Annotated in this window: 21 protein-coding genes; 18 read left to right on the top strand and 3 right to left on the bottom strand. The window is 50.6% G+C overall.

All coding sequences use genetic code 11. The features are described from left to right. Both GY634_RS12530 and GY634_RS12525 read right to left on the bottom strand, forming a co-directional pair. Window positions 1–247 (bottom strand): 2Fe-2S iron-sulfur cluster-binding protein (locus GY634_RS12530; protein WP_341352827.1); only part of this gene is annotated, 247 nt, incomplete at its 3' end. Further along, a complete protein-coding gene (locus GY634_RS12525) occupies window positions 244–3,177 on the bottom strand; it encodes a xanthine dehydrogenase family protein molybdopterin-binding subunit (RefSeq protein WP_166408985.1) in 2,934 nt (977 codons plus the stop codon). The genes GY634_RS12530 and GY634_RS12525, both read right to left, overlap by 4 nt. A 442-nt stretch (window positions 3,178–3,619) precedes the next feature. Between GY634_RS12525 and thrS the strand changes: the two genes are divergently transcribed. The 16 genes from thrS (at window position 3,620) to GY634_RS12445 (ending at window position 18,261) form a co-directional block, all read left to right on the top strand. Beyond that, window positions 3,620–5,542, top strand: coding sequence for a threonine--tRNA ligase (gene thrS, locus GY634_RS12520; protein ID WP_166408983.1), 1,923 nt, complete (start codon window positions 3,620–3,622; stop codon window positions 5,540–5,542). Between the two features lie 30 nt (window positions 5,543–5,572). After that, window positions 5,573–6,112 (top strand): translation initiation factor IF-3, encoded by a 540-nt coding sequence (infC, locus tag GY634_RS12515; RefSeq protein ID WP_207625602.1) that lies wholly within the window; start codon window positions 5,573–5,575, stop codon window positions 6,110–6,112. 110 nt (window positions 6,113–6,222) lie between these two features. Beyond that, window positions 6,223–7,182, top strand: a complete 960-nt coding sequence (gene gshB / locus GY634_RS12510) for a glutathione synthase (RefSeq protein WP_166408982.1) — start codon at window positions 6,223–6,225, stop codon at window positions 7,180–7,182. Beyond that, on the top strand, window positions 7,175–7,603 hold the full coding sequence (locus tag GY634_RS12505) for a PTS sugar transporter subunit IIA (protein WP_166408980.1): 429 nt from the start codon (window positions 7,175–7,177) through the stop codon (window positions 7,601–7,603). The genes gshB and GY634_RS12505 overlap by 8 nt, the downstream gene beginning before the upstream one ends. Window positions 7,604–7,622: 19 nt before the next feature. Next, a complete protein-coding gene (locus GY634_RS12500; RefSeq protein ID WP_166408978.1) occupies window positions 7,623–7,892 on the top strand; it encodes an HPr family phosphocarrier protein in 270 nt (89 codons plus the stop codon). A 19-nt stretch (window positions 7,893–7,911) separates the two neighbouring features. Then, window positions 7,912–9,666 (top strand): phosphoenolpyruvate--protein phosphotransferase, encoded by a 1,755-nt coding sequence (ptsP, locus tag GY634_RS12495; protein ID WP_166408976.1) that lies wholly within the window; start codon window positions 7,912–7,914, stop codon window positions 9,664–9,666. A gap of 232 nt (window positions 9,667–9,898) precedes the next feature. Continuing rightward, entirely contained in the window at window positions 9,899–10,336 is a 438-nt protein-coding gene (locus tag GY634_RS12490) for a hypothetical protein (protein ID WP_166408974.1), read from the top strand. A 92-nt stretch (window positions 10,337–10,428) separates the two neighbouring features. Next, complete coding sequence (locus GY634_RS12485) at window positions 10,429–10,671, top strand: accessory factor UbiK family protein (protein ID WP_166408972.1); 243 nt, start codon at window positions 10,429–10,431, stop codon at window positions 10,669–10,671. Between the two features lie 102 nt (window positions 10,672–10,773). After that, complete coding sequence (locus tag GY634_RS12480) at window positions 10,774–12,288, top strand: YifB family Mg chelatase-like AAA ATPase (RefSeq protein ID WP_166408970.1); 1,515 nt, start codon at window positions 10,774–10,776, stop codon at window positions 12,286–12,288. Between the two features lie 179 nt (window positions 12,289–12,467). Continuing rightward, window positions 12,468–12,665 (top strand): 50S ribosomal protein L35, encoded by a 198-nt coding sequence (gene rpmI / locus GY634_RS12475; protein WP_135864436.1) that lies wholly within the window; start codon window positions 12,468–12,470, stop codon window positions 12,663–12,665. A gap of 18 nt (window positions 12,666–12,683) precedes the next feature. Next, complete coding sequence (gene rplT, locus GY634_RS12470; RefSeq protein ID WP_135864434.1) at window positions 12,684–13,043, top strand: 50S ribosomal protein L20; 360 nt, start codon at window positions 12,684–12,686, stop codon at window positions 13,041–13,043. Between the two features lie 81 nt (window positions 13,044–13,124). After that, complete coding sequence (gene pheS / locus GY634_RS12465) at window positions 13,125–14,144, top strand: phenylalanine--tRNA ligase subunit alpha (RefSeq protein WP_166408968.1); 1,020 nt, start codon at window positions 13,125–13,127, stop codon at window positions 14,142–14,144. 64 nt (window positions 14,145–14,208) lie between these two features. Next, the gene (pheT, locus tag GY634_RS12460; protein ID WP_166408966.1) at window positions 14,209–16,614 is read left to right on the top strand and encodes a phenylalanine--tRNA ligase subunit beta; all 2,406 of its coding nucleotides are present in this window, start codon (window positions 14,209–14,211) and stop codon (window positions 16,612–16,614) included. 18 nt (window positions 16,615–16,632) lie between these two features. Then, complete coding sequence (locus tag GY634_RS12455) at window positions 16,633–16,947, top strand: integration host factor subunit alpha (RefSeq protein WP_135866268.1); 315 nt, start codon at window positions 16,633–16,635, stop codon at window positions 16,945–16,947. A gap of 46 nt (window positions 16,948–16,993) precedes the next feature. Further along, the gene (locus GY634_RS12450) at window positions 16,994–17,392 is read left to right on the top strand and encodes a MerR family transcriptional regulator (protein ID WP_166408964.1); all 399 of its coding nucleotides are present in this window, start codon (window positions 16,994–16,996) and stop codon (window positions 17,390–17,392) included. A gap of 53 nt (window positions 17,393–17,445) precedes the next feature. Continuing rightward, window positions 17,446–18,261: a ferritin-like domain-containing protein gene (locus tag GY634_RS12445; RefSeq protein WP_166408962.1), complete on the top strand. Its 816-nt coding sequence runs from the start codon at window positions 17,446–17,448 to the stop codon at window positions 18,259–18,261. Window positions 18,262–18,270: 9 nt separating this feature from the next. Here GY634_RS12445 and GY634_RS12440 read toward each other — a convergent pair whose 3' ends face one another. Next, complete coding sequence (locus GY634_RS12440) at window positions 18,271–19,860, bottom strand: anti-sigma factor domain-containing protein (protein WP_166408960.1); 1,590 nt, start codon at window positions 19,858–19,860, stop codon at window positions 18,271–18,273. Window positions 19,861–20,091: 231 nt separating this feature from the next. Here GY634_RS12440 and GY634_RS12435 point away from each other — a divergent pair, with 231 nt between their 5' ends. Together GY634_RS12435 and sufB are read left to right on the top strand one after the other, a co-directional pair. Then, on the top strand, window positions 20,092–20,529 hold the full coding sequence (locus tag GY634_RS12435) for an SUF system Fe-S cluster assembly regulator (RefSeq protein ID WP_242683699.1): 438 nt from the start codon (window positions 20,092–20,094) through the stop codon (window positions 20,527–20,529). After that, window positions 20,530–21,978 (top strand): Fe-S cluster assembly protein SufB, encoded by a 1,449-nt coding sequence (sufB, locus tag GY634_RS12430; protein WP_166408956.1) that lies wholly within the window; start codon window positions 20,530–20,532, stop codon window positions 21,976–21,978. The last annotated feature ends 10 nt before the right edge of the window (window positions 21,979–21,988 follow it).

Here is a 21,988-nt window from a genome sequence, read left to right as displayed (position 1 = left end):
TAATGGACTTGTTGTTGAAGTAGTGCGCGCTAAACACACAGGTACGGCTCTCAGTAGTAGAGCCGTCTGGGTGATTTTCTACGATGGTACAGGCGTGGCAAATACCTTGGCCGCAGCCAAAGCGGGTGCCTGTCAGGTTTAGGTGCTCATGCAGGAAGTCGATCATGGGCATATCGAGTGGCACGTCTACTGGGCCGATTTTGTTGCCGTTGATCGTGAGCGTCAGGGGTTGTTTTTCTAAGCTCATGCTAAGGCTTCCTTGATTTTTTCTGCAGTGATGGGGAGTTCGTAAAAACGTTTACCGGTAGCGTGGGCTACGGCGTTACCAATGGCTGACACCACGGGGATCATGACCACTTCTGCCATGCCTTTAGGTGGCGAGGTTTCAGACAGTGGGGGGAGATAATCCACGGTCTGGTTCCAGACAGCGACGTTTTTAGCGCGGGGTAGGGTGTAACGGTTGAAGTTCCATGTACCGTTACCGGGGCCGTCCTCGTAAAGGGGGAGTTCTTCCATCAGAGCATGGCCTATACCCATAGCAAGGCCGCCTTGTTGTTGGCCGGATACCAGTGCTGGCACAACCACTTTGCCAGGATCAAGCAAGTTATGCAGGCGCATGATTTCTACGTCACCTGTAAAGGTATTGACGTTAAGTTCTACCAGGCAGGCGGCAGGGGTGTAGGTGGTGACGCCCGCGTTATTGCGCTGTACAGGCGGGTAGTCGATTTTGCTGCGTTTTAGGTAGTCGTAGCCACCTGTTGTCATGCGGCTTTTCAGTGCCTCAGGGGCACCATCACCGTAACGTACCGCTAAGGCATCTATGGGTAGGGTACGCTCGCCAGAACCGGGGATGTCAAAGCTGCCTCTGGCCCATTCCCAACGGCTAAAGCAATGCAAGGCCACACCCGTAATTAAGCCCATTTCATGTGCTTTTTTAGCAAGCTGAGCAAAGGGAATAGGGGTCATGCCCGCACCGCCTATACCACCGGGGTAAGCACGCAAGTCAGAGAGCGCTACATCGCCAGGGGCTATTTCACCACCAGCAGGGCCCTCGCTCCAGATGGCTTTGGCAGCTGGCCATAAGCTGTGCTCTAACAAGAAGTTAGCGGCTTGGCGTGTCCCGAAGCCAATGAAGTACACACTGTTGGATGCGCTCATGGCAGGCAGCATAAACGGCACCCAGAAAGGATTGGCCGCTAGCTTGTCTTGCTCTTCTTGTGTGGTGGTGTAGGGCGACCAGTTGCTCACTAAGGGCAACTGCGCAAATTCGGTTACACCAAACTCTACCGTTTCAGGTGCTTGTCCCAGCATTTGCTGGATCATCACTTGTTGGGCGGTAGTGGCGCCGGTGCCAATCTCTTGCAAACAGTGACGCATAGTGATGTTGCCATCGGCATCAAACTCAAGCACTAAGGCGCTAGTGTCGGCACCCGTACCGTAGTCCTTTTGAACTTGCGCAAACCCTACGCCATAGCTTTTCCCGGGGTTGGCGGCGTCAAATTCGGCTTTGGCTTTATCTTTGTTCACCCACATAGGGTGTTTGATCGCGAGATCCAGCATTTCTACCAGACGCGGCTCGCCTAATTGCACCGCCCCTTGAGTATTGGGGTAGTTAGGCAGTAGGGCGTTACGGCGACGTAGCTCAATTGCATCAATGTTTAGCTCAGACGCCAACTCGTCTACCAGTAGCTCGGTCATGGTCATGGTTTGGATGGTGCCATAACCACGCATAGAACCGGCTTCTACCGCACGGCTGGATAAGGCTGTGCTGGCTAAGTCAGATTTGGGGAAATAGTAAATTGACTGGGCGGCCGTAGCACCTACCTGAGCCACAGAGAACGAGAAGTTGGCTCGACCACCGCCATCACAGGTGTAGTCACCTTTAAGAATCTCAAATTGCCCGGTTTTTCTATCGGCTGTAATGCTCACGTTCATATCAAACGCGTGACGTTTAATCCCCATTTGGAACTGTTCATAGCGATCATTGGCCAAACGTACAGGCAGGCCGTCACCATAAAAACAGGCGGCAATTACGTAAAAGGGGAAGATGGAGTGGTCTTTAGAACCATAGCCCACCGTGGTTCCGGTGAGTATTTCAATATGCTCTACGGGAAAGCGCTTGTTGTCTTTCACCATGAAGGCGGCAACACGGGCGACTTCGTAGGGGGATTGTGCGGCAGCGAGAATATGCAGGGTGCGAGTGTCGGCGTCGTACCATGCATTACCGTTATCGGGTTCCATCGCCGACGGGTCAATGGATTGCGAATAACCGTGGCGCTCAATCACAATTTTGTTCGGATCTTGCTTGGCAGCCTCTATGTCAGCGGCGATTAATGCGGCTGCTTCCATGCCGCGTTGCATGGGTTTGTAGGTTTCTTGTGCCACCTGTTGTGGGTCACGGTTACCTGTACCGCCGCCACGATGTTTATGCATGACCGATTGCGGTACAAAAATACCGTCGGGGTCAGCAGGGGGCCATACCGGGGTTGCACCGTCGAAACTGCCCCAGATCACGGCATCTTGTATGGGGGAAAACTCGGGCTCACCTGTGGGCGAGTCGCCGCCTATGCGCACATAGCGTGCAGCACCAAAGTTGGCCGGAGGATTAGGCCCGGTAGTTTTACCGTACAACACAAATTCGGTATCAAAACGCAGTTGGCGTTTAGCCGCCTCGAATTTATCAAAGTCGTGATACACCAATAGGGCAACAGGGTGGCCCAGCATGGTGGGGGTGGTGCCTTTAGGTGTCAGGAAACTTTGGCCGTAAAAGTCAGGCCCTAAATCAGCAGGTTTAGGTACTTGTATGCCATCGCGTTCAAGGTCTTCATGAAACAGCAATCGGTCCGGTTGTAGGTCATCGCTAAGCCTGTCTAGCGCCAAACCTTCAAAGGTTTTATCGGCTTGTGTGGCTTTGACAAAAAATGCATGGGCTTGCTGTTTGGGCCAGCCGGGTAGGTTCATAGCACGAAAATCGCGCGCAAATACTTTTTGACCTGTGACTTTGCGTATAGCATCCCAGCGATAGCGAGCTTGCCCATCGCTATTCATCCAGCCAGATGCGCCAAGGCCTGAGTGAACTTCTATTGCATGCGCAAAAGGCAGGCGTGCTAACGTCACCGTAATACCAGCAAACGTACCAAGTTTGATGAAATCACGACGGGTAAATCCTGATGCCATAGGGTTCTCCCTGTGTGTAGAGTGTTGATTTGCTGTCATGTTTTTGTAATTGTGAAAGCGCTGCTCATCTCACTTTCAGCCCTATCATATAGGCAATGCTTTTCAAAAATGCGGTTATTGGGCTGTTGCTTGCAAAGCTTTACTAAAAATTTTAAGACGTGACAGAGGCTGTTGTGTTTATGCAGCATCGTTCGACGGCGTGAGGAAATGCAGCCTATAAAACGTGCCGTAGCCAGCAATCGCTTTCATGCTTGGTAAACTTGGTGCTAAAATCAAACCGTATTCTTATTGATGATTAGTTATTGGAAAAACATTATGACCACAACGCGAACTACTACCTGGCCCAACTAGCCGTAGCCGCATTGTGTTCAAACGCTGATAACATCAGACCAAATACCGAAACGCGGCTTGTATGCCGCGTTTTTTGTTTTAGGAAGCATTTATGATTCAAATCACCTTACCTGATGGTTCGCAACGCGAGTTCGAGAATCCGGTTTCTATTAATGATATTGCCTACTCTATTGGCACGGGACTGGGGCGCGCTGCACTAGCCGGTAAGGTGACGTTTGAAGGTACAGAACCTGAACTGGTTGATACCAGTTTTGTGATTGATCGCGACGCCAAACTGGCTATCGTGACAGCCAAAGATGCTGATGGTCTAGACGTATTGCGTCACTCTACAGCTCACTTGTTGGCCTATGCGGTCAAAGAGCTGTTTCCTGATGCGCAGGTCACTATTGGGCCGGTTATCGATAATGGCTTCTACTACGACTTTTCGTACAAACGCCCCTTTACGCCTGAAGACTTGCAAGCCATTGAAAAGAAAATGGCCGAGTTGGCTAAACAGGATGAGCAAGTTGTACGTGAAGAATGGGACCGTGATGAAGCGGTGAAGTTCTTCCGTGGCATTGGCGAAGAATATAAAGCCGAGATCATTGCCTCTATTCCTGCCGAGCAAAAAATTTCGTTGTACCGCGAAGGTAAGTTCGTAGACTTGTGTCGCGGCCCTCACGTGCCTTCCACTGGTAAGCTGAAAGTGTTCAAGCTGATGAAAGTGGCTGGGGCATACTGGCGTGGTGATAGCAAAAACGAAATGCTGCAGCGTATTTACGGTACAGCGTGGGCAACTAAAGACGAACAAGCCGCTTACCTGCATATGCTGGAAGAGGCCGAGAAACGTGATCACCGTCGTTTGGGTCGTGAATTGGATTTGTTCCATTTCCAAGACGAAGCACCTGGTCTGATTTTCTGGCACCCCAAAGGCTGGGTGATTTGGCAGCAAGTCGAACAATTTATGCGCAAGGTGTACCTAGATAACGGTTACCAAGAAGTCAAAGCGCCGCAAATTCTAGACTTGTCCATGTGGAAGAAAACAGGTCACTGGGATAACTACAGCGACAATATGTTCACCACCGAGTCTGAAAACCGTATGTACGGTTTGAAGCCCATGAATTGTCCTGGTCACGTACAGATTTTTAACGCTAACTTGCACTCGTACCGCGAGTTGCCAATCCGTTATGGTGAGTTTGGTCAGTGTCACCGTAATGAACCGTCTGGCGCGTTGCACGGCATGATGCGCGTGCGCGGCTTTACGCAAGATGATGGTCACATTTTCTGTACCGAAGACCAACTGCAAGAAGAATGCGCCAACTTCACCGCGTTGCTGCAACAGGTGTACAAAGAGTTCGGTTTTACTGAAATTTTGTACAAAGTAGCGACTCGCCCTGAAAAACGTATTGGTAGCGACGAAGTATGGGACAAGTCCGAAGCAGCTTTGATGGAAAGTCTGCGTCGTACTGGGTGTGAATTTATCGTTGCCGAAGGCGACGGTGCATTCTATGGTCCTAAAATTGAGTACACACTGAAAGACGCTATTGGTCGTCACTGGCAGTGTGGCACGATCCAAGTAGACTTCTCCATGCCTCAGCGTTTGGGTGCAGAATACGTGGATGCACAAGATCAACGTCGCACACCTGTGATGTTGCACCGTGCTATTTTGGGTTCTTTTGAACGTTTTATCGGAATGTTGATCGAAAACTATGCAGGAGCATTGCCAGCATGGTTATCGCCACAACAAGCCGTTGTGTGTTGTATTGCCGAGTCTTCAGCAGATTATGCGCAAGCTGTTGCACAAAAGCTGGTTAAACTGGGCATGCGTGTTACTGCCGATTTGCGTGGTGAAAAAATCACTCGTAAAATCCGAGAACACAGTATGCAGAAAGTCCCTTATATACTTGTAGTAGGGGACAAAGAAGCGGAAGCTGGTGCAGTCGCCGTGCGTGGTCGCGGTGGTGTGGACCTAGGCGTAATGGCATTAGACGATTTTGCCCAACGCTTACAAGATGAAATCGAAAGCCGTCAGTAATCGTTACTGAGGCTATTTATACTTAATTTTTTGGGAGTTCTAGATATCGCAACCGAAAGAAAACATCGCATCAACGGAGAAATCCGTATCCCTGAGGTGCGACTCATTGGAATTGAGGGTGAACAATTAGGGGTTGTTAAAGTAGCCGACGCGCTGGATATGGCCGAGGAACACGATGTTGATTTGGTCGAGATCGCTCCGCAGGCTGAGCCGCCCGTATGCCGGTTGATGGATTATGGTAAGTTCCGTTATCAGGAACAGAAACGCCAGCAGGAAGCGCGTTCCAAACAAAAGATAATCCAGATCAAGGAAGTAAAATTCCGCCCCGGTACGGATGATGGCGACTTTAACGTCAAGCTGCGTAACGTTCGACGCTTTATTGAAGATGGGGACAAGGTCAAGGTTTCTTTGCGATTCCGTGGTCGAGAAATGGCTCACCAAGAACTGGGTATGCGCGTGCTTGAACGCGTGCGTGACGAGGTAGAGGAAATCTGCCAAGTTGAATCCATGCCTAAGCTGGAAGGTCGTCAGATGATCATGGTCTTGGCACCTAAAAAGAAGGCAGTGTAAGCGTTATTGCTTAACTGTCTATCAGCCTAATGCTGATTTTTGCGGCCTGAGTCGCGGCAATAAGCCCTTCATGACTTTGCTTCATGAGGGGCTTTGTTTCAGAGTTGATTATGCATAGTTTATTTATCATCGATCCATTGCCAGCCTTGTCAGCGTACAAGGATACTTCCGTTGCCATGATGCGTGCCTTGTTGGCGCGTGGCCATCAGGTGAGTGTGGTCTTGCAACCCGACTTATACATAATCGAGGGCCGCGTCCGCTGCAAGGCTCAAGCCATTACTATTGCGCAAGATGCTGATTTGCGCGCTGACAAATGGTGGCAAGAAGAGGGGGAGTCTTTTGATGTGGAACTCAACCACTTTGACGCAGTGGTGATGCGCAAAGACCCACCTTTTGATATGGAATTTAACTACACGACGCATTTGCTCAGCTATGCCGAGCAACAAGGTGCTAAGGTGTTTAACAGTGGTAGTGCGCTGCGCAACCATCCAGAGAAACTGGCCATTACTGAGTTCTCGCAATTTACGGTACCAACCTTGGTAAGCCGTAATATGGCGCAGTTGCGCGCCTTTCATGCTCAGTACAGCGATGTGATCGTCAAGCCCTTGGATGGTATGGGCGGCAGTGGTATTTTCCGCATCAAGTCAGACGATCCTAACGTGGGTTCTATCCTAGAAGCCTTAACGCAGATGGGTACGCAAACCATCATGGCGCAGCGCTATATTCCAGAAATTGTGGATGGCGATAAACGTATTTTGCTGATTAATGGCGAGCCTGTGCCTTATTGTTTGGCTCGTATCCCATTGGCGGGCGAAACGCGTGGTAACTTGGCGGCGGGTGGCCGTGGTGTGGCGCAGCCCTTAACCGATAACGACAGACGTATTGCTGAAGCGATTGGCCCCGAGCTAGTGAAGCGTGGCTTGATGCTGGTGGGCTTGGATGTGATTGGAAGTTACCTAACAGAAATTAACGTCACGAGTCCCACCTGCTTTGTGGAAATCACCGAGCAAACAGGCTATAACGTTGCTGAACGTTTTGCTGAAGCCTTAGAAGAGGCGATCAGTGGCTAAGTACCCCCGTTTGGCGCTGGTTATGCATGCGCCATTGGGGCAAGCATTTCAGGCGTGTGTAGAGCACGTGCTGTCTGCTGGTGCTGCATTTCAGGTTTTTGATATACATGCCGACGACGATGTACCTGATTGGGTGCAAAAGGTAGTGGATTTTTATCATCAAGAGCCTGATAGCCCGGTATTGTTGCTGTGCGATGTGGTGGGTGCCACGCCTTTTAATATTTCTAGATTGGCTCAAACAGCTATTGCCCAAGAGGGTGGGCAGGCTGATGTCATCGTAGGCGCCAATTTAGGGATGGTGTTGAAGTCGGTGTGCGACCGTCAAACAGCACCAGAATGCTTTGTAGAGACTATTGTGCAAAGCGCGGGTAAAGCGATTGCAGTGTTCAAAGCCGACCTAGATAAAGACAAAGATAAATAGAAAGAAAAGGTAGATAGTTATGCCATCTATAGAAGTAGTGATCACCAATAAACTGGGTTTGCATGCCCGAGCAGCGGCTAAGCTGACGCAATTGGCGTCACGTTTTCGCAGTGAAATATTTATTTCTCGTCAGACTCATCGCGTGAATGCCAAAAGCATCATGGGGGTCATGATGTTGGCGGCAGGTTTGGGTGTGGCAGTAACTATTGATGCTGAAGGCGAAGATGCTGAACAAGCATTGGTGGAAATTAAGCAGTTGTTTGAACAGAAGTTTGGCGAAGAGCAGTAGTCAAACAAGGAGCAATGGGATGCAAGAGGCAACACAACGCATCTGTACTACACCATCCGCCATGCTCTGTGCGCAAGGCCAAGGCGTGGTGCGTGGCTACGCCATAGGCCGAGCTGTGGTGATGGGGGCTGCGGCACTGGAAGTGCCTCATTACCGCGTAGCGGTAGAGGTGGTGGAACAAGAGTGTGTGCGGCTCTGTGCCGCGATGGATAAGGCGCGTGACGAGGTCACGGCATTAGCCTCTGGGTTGCCGCTAGATGCTCCTAAAGAAATGGCATCGTTGTTGGGGGTGCATGTGTTGCTGCTGGATGATCCGCAGTTGCGTGCCCAAACGATGGCCTTGATACGAGAGCGTTTTTATAACGCCGAATGGGCGCTGACGACTCAAGGGCAATTACTACAAGAACAGTTTTCCGCGATGGAAGACGAGTATTTGCGTGAGCGTGGTGCCGATATTAGGCAAGTGATAGAGCGGGTGCTGCTGCTGTTGTCGGGTGGGCAGCCGTTAACTCTGAATGCTTTGGATCAAGCCGGTGATGAGCCGTTGATTGTGGTGGCGCGTGATATAGCGCCTGCTGACATGATGGGGCTGCGTGAGGCAAAGTTTGCGGCGTTTTTAACCGACTTGGGTGGTCCAACCTCGCATACAGCCATTGTGGCGCGTAGCATGGCTGTGCCTGCTGTTGTGGGACTAGGTAACTTTCGCTCGTTAGTGCGCGATGGCGATATGCTGATCGTGGATGGTTTTACGGGCGCGGTGATGGTGAATCCGTCAGCCCTGGTGTTAGAAGAATACCGCCAGAAACAGGCGGAGTTTGCGCAAGCAAGAGCGAGTCTGGCTTCGTTGCGTGATGCTCCATCGGTCACGTTGGACGGCATCGCTGTGCATTTAGAGGCCAATATAGAACTGCCTGAAGAGGCAGAGCATGCTTTAGCGGCGGGTGCGCAGGGTATAGGGTTATTTAGGAGCGAGTTTTTGTTCATGGGGCGCAGCACGCTGCCTGATGAAGAGGAACAATTCCATGCCTACAAGGCGGTGCTGGAAGCCATGCAAGGCAAGCCGGTCACGATTCGTACCTTGGATATTGGTGCGGATAAGGTGTTGGATGGCGAACAAACGGTGGCTACGAACCCTGCATTGGGTTTGCGCGCTGTGCGTTATTGCTTAGCGAATCCAGATTTATTTCAAACCCAATTACGTGCGTTGTTGCGTGCGTCTGCGCATGGCACGTTGCGTATTTTGGTGCCCATGATTTCCAGCATCAAAGAAGTGATTGCTGTGCGCCAAGCGATTAGTGAGGCCAAGCAGTCTTTGGCTGCTCAAGGAATCACCGTGGCGAGCAACATTCAGTTGGGTGCGATGGTGGAAGTGCCTGCGATTGCGATTGCGATAGAGCCTTTTGCTGAAACCTTAGACTTCCTGTCTATTGGTACGAATGACTTGATTCAGTACATTATGGCGGTAGATAGGGGGGATTCTGAGGTGGCTGATCTGTACGATCCTCAACACCCAGCCGTGCTGCGTGTTATTGCGCAGACCATTAATGCAGGCGAGCGTTTTAATACTCCTGTGTCCGTATGCGGTGAAATGGCAGGCGATCCTACTCTCACGCGTTTACTGTTGGGCCTGGGCTTAACCCGTTTCTCTATGCATGCTGCGCAACTGTTGGATGTGAAGCGTGAAATTGTGACGGCGCACTCTAATGCCTTGCGTACTAAAGTGGCTGGGGCGCTGAATCGAGCAGAGCGTTTAGACTTGGCGATCTTGCATTAAGAAAAGCAGGTTCTTGCGGTGTGTTATTACCGTAATGTCTGTAGCAGGGCGGCTTAAGGTAAATAGTAAAAAGTCTTACGTAACTTTTTACTATTTTTAAATTTTGTTGCTAACTTAATACTGGTTTATAGCCAGACTCACCAGTAGAATGAGAATTGTTTTCGCATCAAACCTGTTTGTCGCGTCAGTTTGATGTACGTTGTTACACGACATGGATCATGTAAGGATAGTTATGAAAAAGACTCGTTCGCATCTTGCCGTTTTTGCCGCTGTTGCTTCTCTGAGCTTGCTGGCCGCGTGCTCGGAAGGTGAGGATAAAAAAGCTGCTCCAACTCCTGCAGCTGCTCCTACTGCGCAGCAAGCAGAGGTTGTAGTTGAAGAATCCGTTGAGGTAGTTAAAGAGTCTGCTGATAACGCAGCAGAAACGGTGAAACAAGAGGCTGATAAAGCCGAAGTGAAAGCTGAAGAAACGACTCAGGCTGCTGAAGGCGAAGCCGATGCTACCAAAAGCAAAGTAGACGAAGCGGTTGATGCTGTTAGCAAAAAAGCTGACGAGCTGAAAGACGCTACTGCTGAGGCAGCTAAAGACGTAGGCGACGCCATTGAAAGCGGCACCGCTAAAGCTGACCAAGCTATCCAAAATGCTATTGGTAACGGCGACAAAAAATAATCCTGTATTTTCACAGGTGTAGAAAATGGCTGCCCTAGGCAGCCATTTTTTTATACACTGGAGCCATTGAACTATGACTCAAAGGAATAAGCATGAATCCACGTACCGATTGGTTGAATGATCTACAGAAAAATGTGTCTGATTTGATCGCCAAAAGCCCCGCAGCTGACATAGAAAAAAATGTACGCGCCATGATGACTCAAGCTTTTTCGCGTATGGATTTATTGACCCGTGAAGAGTTCGACACACAAAGTGCCTTGTTGGATCGTGCCTTGCAACGTATTGCGGCGCTAGAGGCGCGTGTGCAAGAGCTGGAAGACGCTGCAAAGCAATAAGCCTGTAGGTTAGGTAGTATGGCTGATGGATATGCTCATGTTCATCAGTAAAGTATAAAGCGACATAAGGGCACACTTGAGGCTTCCACTTAGAGGTGTGCTATGTCGCTAGCGGTAGTCAATAGCTGTGTCTTAATAGGGATGCAGCCTTATGCAGTGCAGGTAGAAGTGCACATAGGTGCAGGTTTACCTGCTTTTACGGTGGTGGGGTTACCCGACGCGGGCGTGCGAGAAAGTCGAGAGCGCGTGCGTTCGGCGTTGCAAAGCAGTGGCTTTAGTTTTCCTGTTGCGCGTATCACCGTGAATTTAGCGCCCGCTGATTTACCTAAGGACGCGGCGCATTTCGATTTACCCATTGCGATGGGTATTTTGCAGGCATCGGGGCAGCTGGCATTGGTCAGTGAGCAGGCCTCTGCGGTGCCATTATGCATAGATCAATACATATTTGCGGGTGAGTTATCACTGACCGGGGCATTGTTGCGCCTTGCTGCGCCCATCGCTGTGGTGTGGGGAGCCTCGCGGTTGGGTTTTACTCAGGTCATTATGCCGCTGATGTCAGCATCGTCAGTGGCGCAGCTAGCGGGCATGCAGATCTATGGCGTAGCGAGTTTGCGTCAGTTGGTGGATGCGCTGATGGAGCACGAGTTAAGTTGTACCGCGCCAGATGAGCCACTGCCGTGCGCGCCGTTATCGGTCACGTTATGTATGTCAGAGGTAAAAGGGCAGGCGCAAGCCAAACATGCGCTTGAAGTGGCGGCTGCTGGTAGGCATAACGTGCTGTTTCGTGGCACGCCAGGCGTAGGTAAAAGTATGCTGGCGCATCGATTGGGAACGCTGCTGCCCGTGTTATCTGAGGCACAACGATTAGAAGTGGCTGTGCTGGCAGGTGTGGCGGGTAGGGCAGAACCTTTGCACGGTGCAGCACCTTTTAGGTCGCCACACCATTCAGCATCAATGGTGGCGCTAGTGGGTGGTGGGTCTAGGCCTAAGCCTGGTGAAATATCCCTAGCGCATCACGGGGTGCTATTTTTGGATGAAGTGGCCGAATTTTCCAGAAGTGCGTTAGAGGCATTGCGTGAGCCGCTGGAAACGGGAGGTATCACGATTGCCAGAGCAGGGCGTAGCATATGGTTTCCGGCTGATTTTCAGCTAGTGGCAGCAATGAACCCCTGTCCTTGTGGGTGGATGGGGCATGCAGTACAGCCCTGCGTGTGTACGCCTGAGCGTGTGGATCGATACAGAGCAAAGCTGTCTGGGCCGTTTATGGATAGGTTGGATGTGTGTGTCAACCTGAAGGTGGAAACTCAGGTGGTGGATGAGGCGCAGACGGTCTCTGAGCCGTCAACGCACATACGTCAACGCGTCATAGCTGCTCAGCAACGGCAGTATCAGCGTCAAGGTTGCTTAAATGGCAGGCTTGAGGGGGTAGCATTGGCGGAGCATACCGTGCTGGAGCCTGAAGCTAAACGGCTTTTGCGTCAGTGTGTGCAGCGCTGGGGATGGTCTGGCCGTAGTGTGCAGCGGTTACGAAAAGTGGCGCGTACCATTGCCGATTTGGCTTCTGAAGAGCAAATACAGGTAGAGCATTTAGCACAAGCTATACAATATCGTAGCTAAGAAGGGATTTGGCTAGACATTTTTTCCGTCTCTTTCTATAATTATTAGCTTTTCAAGGGTTTGGCTTTTGCCAGTGCGGTTTACCCTAGAAAAAACAATAAGTGTCATGTCGGTTATCAAGTGCAGCGCTATCAGTTTGGCTCTGTCACCGCCAGTCACAACTTTACTAGAGTGTCATCATGCCTAAAATGAAAACGAAAAAAAGTGCTTCCAAGCGCTTTATTGTTCGTGGTAGTGGCTCCATTAAACGGGGTCAGGCGTTCAAGCGTCACATCCTTACCAAGAAAACTACTAAAAACAAACGTCAATTGCGTGGTGCAGTTGAAGTTCATAAATCTGATGTGTCCGCTGTAAAAGCGATGCTTCCTTTCGCCTGATAACGGAGAACTACTACTATGTCACGTGTTAAAGGTGGTGTAACAGCCCACGCTCGTCATAAAAAAGTTTTGGCTGAAGCCAAAGGTTTCCGTGGTCGCCGCGGTACGTCTTATCGCGTAGCCAAACAGGCTGTGATGAAAGCCGGTCAATACGCATACCGTGACCGTCGTAATCGCAAACGTGTATTCCGCGCATTGTGGATTGCTCGTATCAACGCAGCATGCCGTGAGTTGGGTGTAACATACAGCCAGTTTATCGCCGGCATGAATAAAGCTAATATCGAGTTGGATCGTAAAGTTCTGGCTGATATGGCTGTAAATGACAAAGCAGGCTTTGCCGCTGTGGTAGCTCAGGCTAAAACCGCTCTGGCAGCTTAATCGGCTTATAGTCGTTTAGTTTAGATGGCAAACGGAGCTCTGCATGGGCTCCGTTTGTTTTTGGTAAAGGCAAAACACACCATGACATTCTCTGTAGAAGATTTTATTGCGCGTGCTCAGTCTCAATTTGCTGAGGCTCAGGATGCTGCATCGCTAGAAAATGCCAAAGCCCGATTTTTGGGTAAGCAAGGCGAAATTACAGCATTGCTGAAAGGGCTAGCAAGCTTGTCTCCCGAAGAAAAAAAAGAAGAAGGGGCAAGAATTAATCAGTTAAAACGTCAGGTTGAAGATTTATTGAATGCTCGTCGTGCTGAAATGGCACAGGCTGAGCTCACCAAAAAGCTGACAGCAGAAGCTATTGATGTCACGTTACCTGGCCGTGGCCGTGCAATGGGTGGCATTCACCCCGTGATTCAAACATGGCAGCGTGTTGAGCAGATTTTTGGTTCCATTGGTTTTGGTGTGGCCAATGGCCCCGAGATTGAAAACGACTGGACTAACTTTACCGCGCTGAACAGCCCTGAAAACCATCCGGCCCGTTCCATGCACGACACCTTTTACATCGACATGAACGATGACAAAGGTTTGCCGTTGCTGCTGCGTACACATACTAGTCCTATGCAAGTGCGTTATGCGCGCATGCATAAACCCCCCATTAAAGTGATTGCTCCTGGCCGCACATACCGTGTAGACAGCGATGCAACGCACTCGCCCATGTTCCACCAAGTGGAAGGTTTGTGGATCGCTGAAGATATTTCTTTTGCGGATCTGAAAGGCGTGTATACCGACTTCCTGCGCACATTCTTTGAAAGTGATGATTTGGTGGTGCGGTTCCGTCCTTCCTTCTTCCCCTTCACGGAACCTTCTGCCGAAATCGACATGATGTTTACCAGTGGTCCTAACCAAGGTAAATGGCTAGAGATTTCCGGTTGTGGGCAGGTGCACCCCAACGTAGTGCGTAATTTTGGACTGGACCCTGAGCAATACATTGGTTTTGCTTTTGGCTCCGGCTTGGAACGCCTAACGATGTTACGTTATGGTGTTAACGACTTGCGTCTGTTCTATGAAGGTGATTTGCGCTTCCTGCGTCAATTTGCCTAATTAAAACGCTGAAGGCTCTGTCCCTCCAAACGCTACTGCAACTTTTTACGCTTACGTATTCATCATGTTAATTTCAGAATCCTGGCTTCGTTCTTTTGTTAATCCTACTTTGGATGCCGATGCGCTGGCTCATCAGTTGACCATGGCTGGGCTAGAGGTAGAAGACGTTTTTACAGCTGCTCCAGCGTTTACGCAGGTAGTGGTGGGACATATTGTTGAGGTTACTCCTCACCCTGATGCCGACCGCTTACGCGTGTGCAAAGTGGACGATGGCTCAGGTGAGTTGCTGCAAATCGTATGTGGCGCACCGAATGCGGCGGTAGGTTTGCACGTGCCAGTAGCGCGTATTGGTGCAGAACTGCCTGGCGGTATGACTATTGGTGCGGTAAAAATGCGCGGTGTGCCATCTGCTGGCATGTTGTGTTCGGCGCGTGAGCTGGGCTTATCTACTGACCACGAAGGCCTGATGGAGCTGCCTGCCGATGCACCAGTGGGTACTGATATTCGTGAGTACTTGGACTTAGATGACACCGTTTTCGAACTGAAAATGACGCCTAACCGCGCTGACTGCTTGTCGGTGTTGGGTGTGGCGCGTGAAGTGGCGGCGTTGAATGATTTGTCCATGACAGTGCCTAGCTTTGAGCCTGTTGATGTAAGCATTGCCGATCGCGTTGCCGTGGATGTGCAGTCCCCTGATTTATGTGGCCGTTTTGTGGGCCGTGTCATCAAAGGTGTGAATGCTCGTGCGACTACGCCTGAATGGATGAAACGCCGTTTGGAGCGCGCTGGTCAGCGCCCAGTATCCGCTTTGGTGGATATCTCTAACTATGTCATGTTAGAGCTGGGTCGTCCCTCTCACGTATTTGATTTGGCTAAACTGCAAGGCGGTTTGGAAGTACGTTGGGCTAAAGAGGGTGAAAAGCTAGAGCTGCTCAGCGGTAAAGTTATTGATCTGAACGAAAAAGTGGGCATTATTGCTTGCAACGGCAAGATTGAAAGCTTGGCTGGAATCATGGGCGGTGAAGATACTGCCGTGACACTAGACACGACGGACGTGTATTTGGAGTCGGCTTTCTGGTGGCCTGAAGCCATTATGGGCCGTGCGCGCGAGTACAAATTCTCGTCAGACGCCAGCCACCGTTTTGAGCGTGGTGTAGACTTCGATCACATCACCGAACACGTAGAGCGTATTACGCGTTTGATTCTGGAAATCTGCGGTGGCCAAGCGGGCCCAGTAGACGATATTCAACGCAAACTGCCTACACGTGACCCCGTATCCATGCGTTTGGCGCGTTGCCATAAAGTGTTGGGTGTGCCGGTGACTGAAGCCGATGTGGCGCGTATTTTTCAGCGTCTGGGCTTTGAGTTTGACTGCAAAGATCAGGTGTTCACGGTAGTGCCTCCTAGCTACCGCTTTGATATGCAGATCGAAGAGGATCTGATCGAAGAAGTAGCGCGTATTTACGGTTTTGAAAACCTGCCCGATGTACCTCCTGTGGCGCGTGCCGCCATGTACGAAGAGCCTGAGTCATTGCGTGGTCCGCATGCGTTGCGTGCCAGCATGGCGGCTTTGGACTTCCAAGAGGTCATTAATTACTCCTTCGTTGAAGAAGTATGGGAAAAGAATTACCACGGCAACCAAGATCCAATCCGTTTGCTGAACCCTATTGCTAGTCACTTGGCAGTCATGCGTTCTTCGCTGATTGGTGGCTTGTTGGCGAATATTGCTTACAACGCCAAGCACCGTCAGCCACGTGTGCGTGTCTTTGAGCTGGGTCGCGTGTTTAGCCGCGATGCATCGGTACAAAGTGGCGATTTGACGGTGGGTGGCATTGCACAGCCTACCTATTTGGCAGGTGCAGCTTGGGGGCAAGCTTTCCCTGAGCAATGGGGCATGGCGAAACGTAACGTTGATTTTTTCGATGTGAAAAAAGACGTGGAAACCTTGTTTGGCAATACAGCGCAAGAATTGCGTTTTGTAGCGGCCGAGCACCCAGCGCTGCATCCTGGGCGTAGCGCGCGTATTGAGCTAGACGGTAAGGTCATCGGTATGATTGGCGAAGTGCATCCCGCATGGTTGTCAGACTTAGATCTGGCGACTGCACCGGTGGTGTTCGAAGTCGATGTAGAGGCCTTGTCGCACAAAGAGTTGCCTGTGGCAAAAGCCTTGTCCAGACAGCCTGTGGTACAGCGTGACTTGGCATTCTGGGTAAATAGCCAAGTGAATTACCAAAGCTTGCTGGATACCTTGCAAGAAACCGTGCGCCAGCATGAAAATCTTGCTATCGTTAAGGATATTCGTTTGTTCGATATTTGGCGTGATCCAGCCGACCCTGCAGAGCAGAGTTTGGCCATGCGTTTCTGGTTACAGTCACCAGATAGCACCTTGGATGACGCTACGGTTGAGCAGGCAATGCAACAGTTGTTAAAAGCGTTGGTAGATAATCACCAAGTACGTCAGCGCGCATAAGAAAGGGGAGAGCTATTCATGAATGTCAGCAGCACGCTTACTAAAGCAGAACTGACCGAATTGTTATTTGACCACGTAGGGTTGAATAAGCGGGAAGCCAAAGACATTGTTGATACGTTTTTTGCCGAGATCCGCAATACGCTGGAGCAGGGTGATGAAGTTAAACTGTCTGGGTTTGGGAACTTTCAGGTGCGCAATAAACCGCCGCGTCCTGGTCGTAACCCCAAAACAGGCGAGGTGATTCCCATTTCGGCTCGCCGAGTTGTGACTTTCCATGCTAGCCAGAAATTGAAAGCGGTAGTGGAAGATGTAGAGCAGGTGGTTGAAGCCTAATCGCAGGTCTATGCTTTTTGTTTCTCGCATTGATTAAGAACTCATCATGACGAATGTAGAAAATACGGCAAATCTGCCTCCAATTCCCGCTAAGCGTTATTTCACCATTGGTGAGGTAAGTGACTTATGTTGCGTAAAACCGCATGTATTGCGGTATTGGGAACAAGAGTTCATGCAACTTAAGCCGGTAAAGCGCCGTGGCAACCGACGCTACTACCAGCACCACGAAGTATTGCTGATTCGTCGTATTCGTAAGCTGTTATACGAAGAGGGCTTTACGATTAGCGGTGCTCGCAACCGTCTGGGTGATGGTGTGGAAGTGCCTTACGACAGCGAAGCAGCGGTTCGCCTTAGTGCTGTAGAGTTGCAAGGTTTGCGTCAAGAGTTGGAAAACGTCGCTAATGCGTTGGATGATGTACTGACCAGAACAGCAGTCGTGCAGTAAGATGAACTGACTACGTACCAAAAAGGGTCCGGCAATTAGCCGGACTTTTTTCTATGCAAAAAACGTGTATACGACAACAAGCGCTGACAGCGTTACTAGCAACTGATCCGCAGCGAAAATCAGAACTCGTGCGTGCGATGCAGGCTATTACTACACCAGTGATAGATACAGTTGCCATCTACAAGGAACCTACGGGTGTGCCGGGTAGGCCTAGCGCACCGGTTATTGTGCCGCCTCAAAAAGTGCCGCACCGTGGTTTGGGTTCTGTTGAGGGAAGGGCGGGCTTATTGCATGCGCTGGCGCACATTGAATTCAACGCGATTAATTTGGCCTTGGATATTATGTGGCGCTTCGCGGGCATGCCAGAGGCTTTTTATGGCGGCTGGCTAAATGTGGCAGCCGAAGAGGTCTATCACTTCAATTTATTGCGTGATTATTTGCAAGAGCTGGGTTTTGATTATGGTGCTTTTCCTGCTCACGATGGGTTGTGGGATATGGCTGAGCGCACACAAGAAGACTTGCTGGCGCGTTTGGCGTTAGTGCCCAGAACCTTAGAGGCTCGAGGTCTAGATGCGTGCCCACTGGTACGTAATCGCTTAGCTCAAGTGGGTGATGCAAAGGGTGCGGCCATTTTGGATATTATTTTGCGCGATGAGGTAGGGCACGTGGCATTGGGGAATTACTGGTATCGCTGGCAATGTTCGCAGCAAAAGGTAGATCCCGTGGCGATGTACCCCGAGATGGCTGAGAAATTTCGTGCCCCTACGCTAAAAGGGCCATTTAATATCCCCGCTAGACTTGAGGCGGGTTTTGAGCAAGTGGAACTAGACTGGTTGGAGCAGCAAGACGCTGCTGCTCGTAAGCGCTAAGCGAGGCGATTAGGACGCTTCGCTATTGGTAGTGGGCGCTTGCATGGCTGGTACTTCACCAAAGCGCACGATACGTCCAATGAACAGCACAGGGCCTTGGGGTTGGCCACTGGCTGCGCCTTGGGCGTTTTCTAGGGTGATTTCAAACACCTGATCGTTTTCGATGGTGCCTATCAGAGAGACAGGCAAGGCAACCGGCTGATTAGGGTCGATTAGGCCTAATGAGGTGGGCTTGGGATCGAAGGGGCGTTGTGTCCAAAGTTGAGCACTTTGGTTGGCATCCAGCTGTGTGTGTACCTTCGGTTCTAGCAATAAGTTGCCTTCAGGGTCCGAGGTCATCACCCAGCCTGGCGTGGAGGATTGGCCTGGTGCCATTAGGATTGCGCCATAACGAGGAGCCATTTCTATCACGGTAATAGGCGGCTTTGTGGGAAGTAGGCTGATCACCACAATAATCAAGGCGATTACAGCAAGCACAATGGCAGCGATACGTGCGATTTTTTTCTGCTGTGGTGACAGCGTCTTAGCGGGTTTTCGCTGCTCGGTACGTGTTTCGCTTTTGATCGCGCTAAAGCTTTCTGTGGGCGTGGGTGAAAAATCGTCGTGAGCGGTGTTTTCTGTGCTGGGGGCCGCGTAGTAAGGCTGTGCTTCTGGCGCATCGTCGTTGGCTGAAAAGCTAATGTGATGCAGCTCGTGGTCGTCGTTTTGCTCGGCTTCTGCAGGTAGGCTTTCTTCTGCTATGGCGATCGCGACCTCAGGCTCTTGTTCTTTGGCTGGAATGGCGAAGGTAGATGCCGCATCAGCGCGATAGAGCTTGGGTTGGAAGTTTTGATCGTTATGCTCAATGGGGCCTAGCGCGATAGGGGTTAGGCCCAGCATTTCTTGTATGCGTGTGAACAAGGCTTCAGACGGCGGTTGCTGTTGTGGCAACAAGTCGCACAGAGCAATGAGGTCTTGTTCCCAGCTTAAGGCGTCAAAGGCGGCTTGGTCGTCGTGTTGCAGCAGTGATTGTATGGACTGCTGTTCAGTGTCAGACAATAAGCCCAGAGTGTATTCGGCAACTTGCAGTTGTTGTTCGTCTAACGATGTACTTTGACCGTGCAATAACTTACGCAGCAGGGCGAGGCCTAAGCGTACGCGTCGGCGTAATTGGGTAACGGTGGTGTTTTCGCTTTGGGCAATCTGGGCGTAATTTTTGCCTTGTAGGTAGGACATCAGCAGTACTTGTTTAGAGGTTTGATCTAAACGGGGGAAGTACGCCAGTAGGCCGCTGCTATAGCGGTGACCTATGTTGGTGAAATTAGGCAGCGAGCTGGGGCTGGTACCGCGCTGTTGGTGTGCTCGGGCGCGGTAACGCAAAATGCTGTAAATCCACGCTTGGGCGCTACCTAGCGATGGGTCAAAGCCTAAAGAGTTTTTCCATGCCAGCACGAAGGTCTCGCAAGCCAGATTCTCAGCTGCGGAGGGGCTGCCTAGCATGGACAGGGAGTAGGCCATAATGCGCGGCATCTCCTGAGCATAAAGATCAGCAAAAGCGCGTTGGTCGCCTTTGGCACAAAGCTGTAAGGCGGTGTTGAGATCGACGTGACGGGAAACCATGAAAGATGCTGCGTGCCAGAAAATGTAAACGAAGCATCTATTGTAGGGGAAACTGTTGTTTAAAAGTGCTAAATATTACAAGAGGTGGGCGTAACAGTGATCAGTCTGTCTTGGTGATTTGACGCATATAGTACCAAAGCGGTACTATATTCTTATTTGAGGCTTGCAAGAGATCGCGTCATGCTGCGAATCAGCAAAATTATAGACTATGGAACCCTTGTTCTGACCCACATGGCGGGAGATCCCAGCCGTGTATTCAGTGCATCGGAGCTCGCTACACAGCTGGGGTTGGGGCAACCTACAGTCAGCAAAGTGTTGAAGCTGCTAAGTCAGGATGAGCTGGTCATCAGTACACGTGGTGCGCGTGGTGGTTATACGCTCGCGCGGCCAGCTAATGAGATTAGCGTTGCTCAGATTATTGATGCCCTGGATGACCAGCCTTTCGGTATTACCGAATGTGTGGCGACTCCGGGTGCCTGTAATGTGGAATCAGATTGCCACATTCGTAGCAACTGGCAACGAATCAACGATATTGTACGTCGAACGCTGGAAGATGTCAGCGTTGCAGATATGATTCGGCCTTCGCCCTCGGAATTTCCTCTTAAACGCACGGTCTTGCAAGACCAAACACCTTTCACAGCACGCACTTCCAAAGTGGAGCTTTCTTGAATGAGTACTGTCAACGAACACCTCGATACGTTTCTCGATAGAGAATACGAAGCAGGTTTTGTGACGGATATTGAATCTGTCATCATCCCTAAAGGGCTAAATGAAGATACCATCCGCCTGATTTCTGCTAAAAAGCAGGAGCCCGAGTTTATGCTCGAATGGCGTTTGGCTGCTTATAGGCAATGGCTGGAAATGAAGTCGCCGACATGGTCGGTGGTGAATTATGCGCCTATAGATTTCCAAGACATCAGTTATTACGCGGCCCCTAAAAGCAAAGATGATGGCCCCAAAAGTTTGGATGAAGTCGATCCAGAGCTGCTGCGTACCTACGAAAAACTAGGTGTGCCACTGCATGAGCGTGCTCGCTTGGCGGGTGTGGCAGTAGATGCGGTATTTGACTCCGTATCAGTGGCTACCACCTTTAAAAAGCAGCTAGAAGACGTGGGCGTGATTTTCTGTGCTTTCTCGGAAGCCGTGCATAAATACCCCGAGCTGATTCGTCAGTATTTGGGTACGGTGGTTCCACCAGCTGATAACTTCTATGCGGCGTTGAACTCCGCGGTGTTTTCAGACGGTTCGTTTGTGTTTGTTCCTAAAGGCGTGCGTTGCCCAATGGAGCTTTCCACGTACTTCCGTATTAATGCGGCTAACACAGGGCAGTTCGAGCGTACGTTGATCATTGCCGAAGAAGGTGCTTCTGTTAGCTACCTAGAAGGCTGTACGGCGCCCATGCGAGATGAAAACCAGTTGCATGCGGCAGTGGTTGAACTGGTCGCGCTGGATGACGCCAATATTAAATACTCCACCGTGCAAAACTGGTACCCAGGCGATAAAGACGGGGTAGGTGGTATTTACAACTTTGTGACCAAGCGTGGTGAGTGCCGTGGCGCACGTTCACGTATTTCTTGGACGCAGGTAGAAACAGGTTCGGCCATCACGTGGAAATACCCAAGTGTGGTATTGCGTGGCGATGACTCGGTGGGTGAGTTTTACTCTGTCGCCTTGAGTAACCATCGTCAGCAAGCGGATACCGGCACCAAAATGATACATATGGGTAAAAATACCCGTAGCACCATCATATCCAAAGGTATTTCGGCAGGTGAGGGCATGAACACGTACCGTGGTTTGGTACGTATCACCCCTAAAGCAGAAAATGCCCGGAATTTTACCCAGTGTGACTCCTTGCTGATTGGCAAACGCTGTTCGGCACACACCTTCCCAACCATGGAAGTGCAAAATCCTACGGCTAGCGTAGAGCACGAAGCAACCGCATCCCGCATTGGTGAGGATCAGTTGTTTTACGCCATGCAGCGTGGGATTTCAGCTGAAGATGCCGTGTCCATGATCGTGAACGGTTTTTGCAAGGATGTCATTAAAGAGTTGCCAATGGAATTTGCAGTCGAGGCCCAAAACCTGCTCGGCGTAAGTTTGGAAGGCAGTGTAGGTTAAGGAGAGCTTC

Origin of the sequence: Paenalcaligenes suwonensis (genome assembly GCF_011290505.1) — a bacterium.
In the GTDB taxonomy this organism is placed as follows: domain Bacteria; phylum Pseudomonadota; class Gammaproteobacteria; order Burkholderiales; family Burkholderiaceae_B; genus Paenalcaligenes; species Paenalcaligenes suwonensis.
This window is presented reverse-complemented; position numbering and strand designations above follow the sequence as displayed.

Coding starts and splice junctions, on each gene's coding strand:
- GY634_RS12440 (WP_166408960.1), bottom strand. CDS start 19,860: ATGGTTTCCCGTCACGTCGATCTCAACACCGCCTTACAGCTTTGTGCC.
- thrS (WP_166408983.1), top strand. CDS start 3,620: ATGATTCAAATCACCTTACCTGATGGTTCGCAACGCGAGTTCGAGAAT.
- sufB (WP_166408956.1), top strand. CDS start 20,530: ATGAGTACTGTCAACGAACACCTCGATACGTTTCTCGATAGAGAATAC.
- GY634_RS12500 (WP_166408978.1), top strand. CDS start 7,623: ATGCCATCTATAGAAGTAGTGATCACCAATAAACTGGGTTTGCATGCC.
- GY634_RS12490 (WP_166408974.1), top strand. CDS start 9,899: ATGAAAAAGACTCGTTCGCATCTTGCCGTTTTTGCCGCTGTTGCTTCT.
- GY634_RS12455 (WP_135866268.1), top strand. CDS start 16,633: ATGAATGTCAGCAGCACGCTTACTAAAGCAGAACTGACCGAATTGTTA.
- GY634_RS12445 (WP_166408962.1), top strand. CDS start 17,446: ATGCAAAAAACGTGTATACGACAACAAGCGCTGACAGCGTTACTAGCA.
- GY634_RS12450 (WP_166408964.1), top strand. CDS start 16,994: ATGACGAATGTAGAAAATACGGCAAATCTGCCTCCAATTCCCGCTAAG.
- rplT (WP_135864434.1), top strand. CDS start 12,684: ATGTCACGTGTTAAAGGTGGTGTAACAGCCCACGCTCGTCATAAAAAA.
- gshB (WP_166408982.1), top strand. CDS start 6,223: ATGCATAGTTTATTTATCATCGATCCATTGCCAGCCTTGTCAGCGTAC.
- pheT (WP_166408966.1), top strand. CDS start 14,209: ATGTTAATTTCAGAATCCTGGCTTCGTTCTTTTGTTAATCCTACTTTG.
- GY634_RS12435 (WP_242683699.1), top strand. CDS start 20,092: ATGGCGGGAGATCCCAGCCGTGTATTCAGTGCATCGGAGCTCGCTACA.
- pheS (WP_166408968.1), top strand. CDS start 13,125: ATGACATTCTCTGTAGAAGATTTTATTGCGCGTGCTCAGTCTCAATTT.
- ptsP (WP_166408976.1), top strand. CDS start 7,912: ATGCAAGAGGCAACACAACGCATCTGTACTACACCATCCGCCATGCTC.
- GY634_RS12525 (WP_166408985.1), bottom strand. CDS start 3,177: ATGGCATCAGGATTTACCCGTCGTGATTTCATCAAACTTGGTACGTTT.
- rpmI (WP_135864436.1), top strand. CDS start 12,468: ATGCCTAAAATGAAAACGAAAAAAAGTGCTTCCAAGCGCTTTATTGTT.
- GY634_RS12485 (WP_166408972.1), top strand. CDS start 10,429: ATGAATCCACGTACCGATTGGTTGAATGATCTACAGAAAAATGTGTCT.
- GY634_RS12480 (WP_166408970.1), top strand. CDS start 10,774: ATGTCGCTAGCGGTAGTCAATAGCTGTGTCTTAATAGGGATGCAGCCT.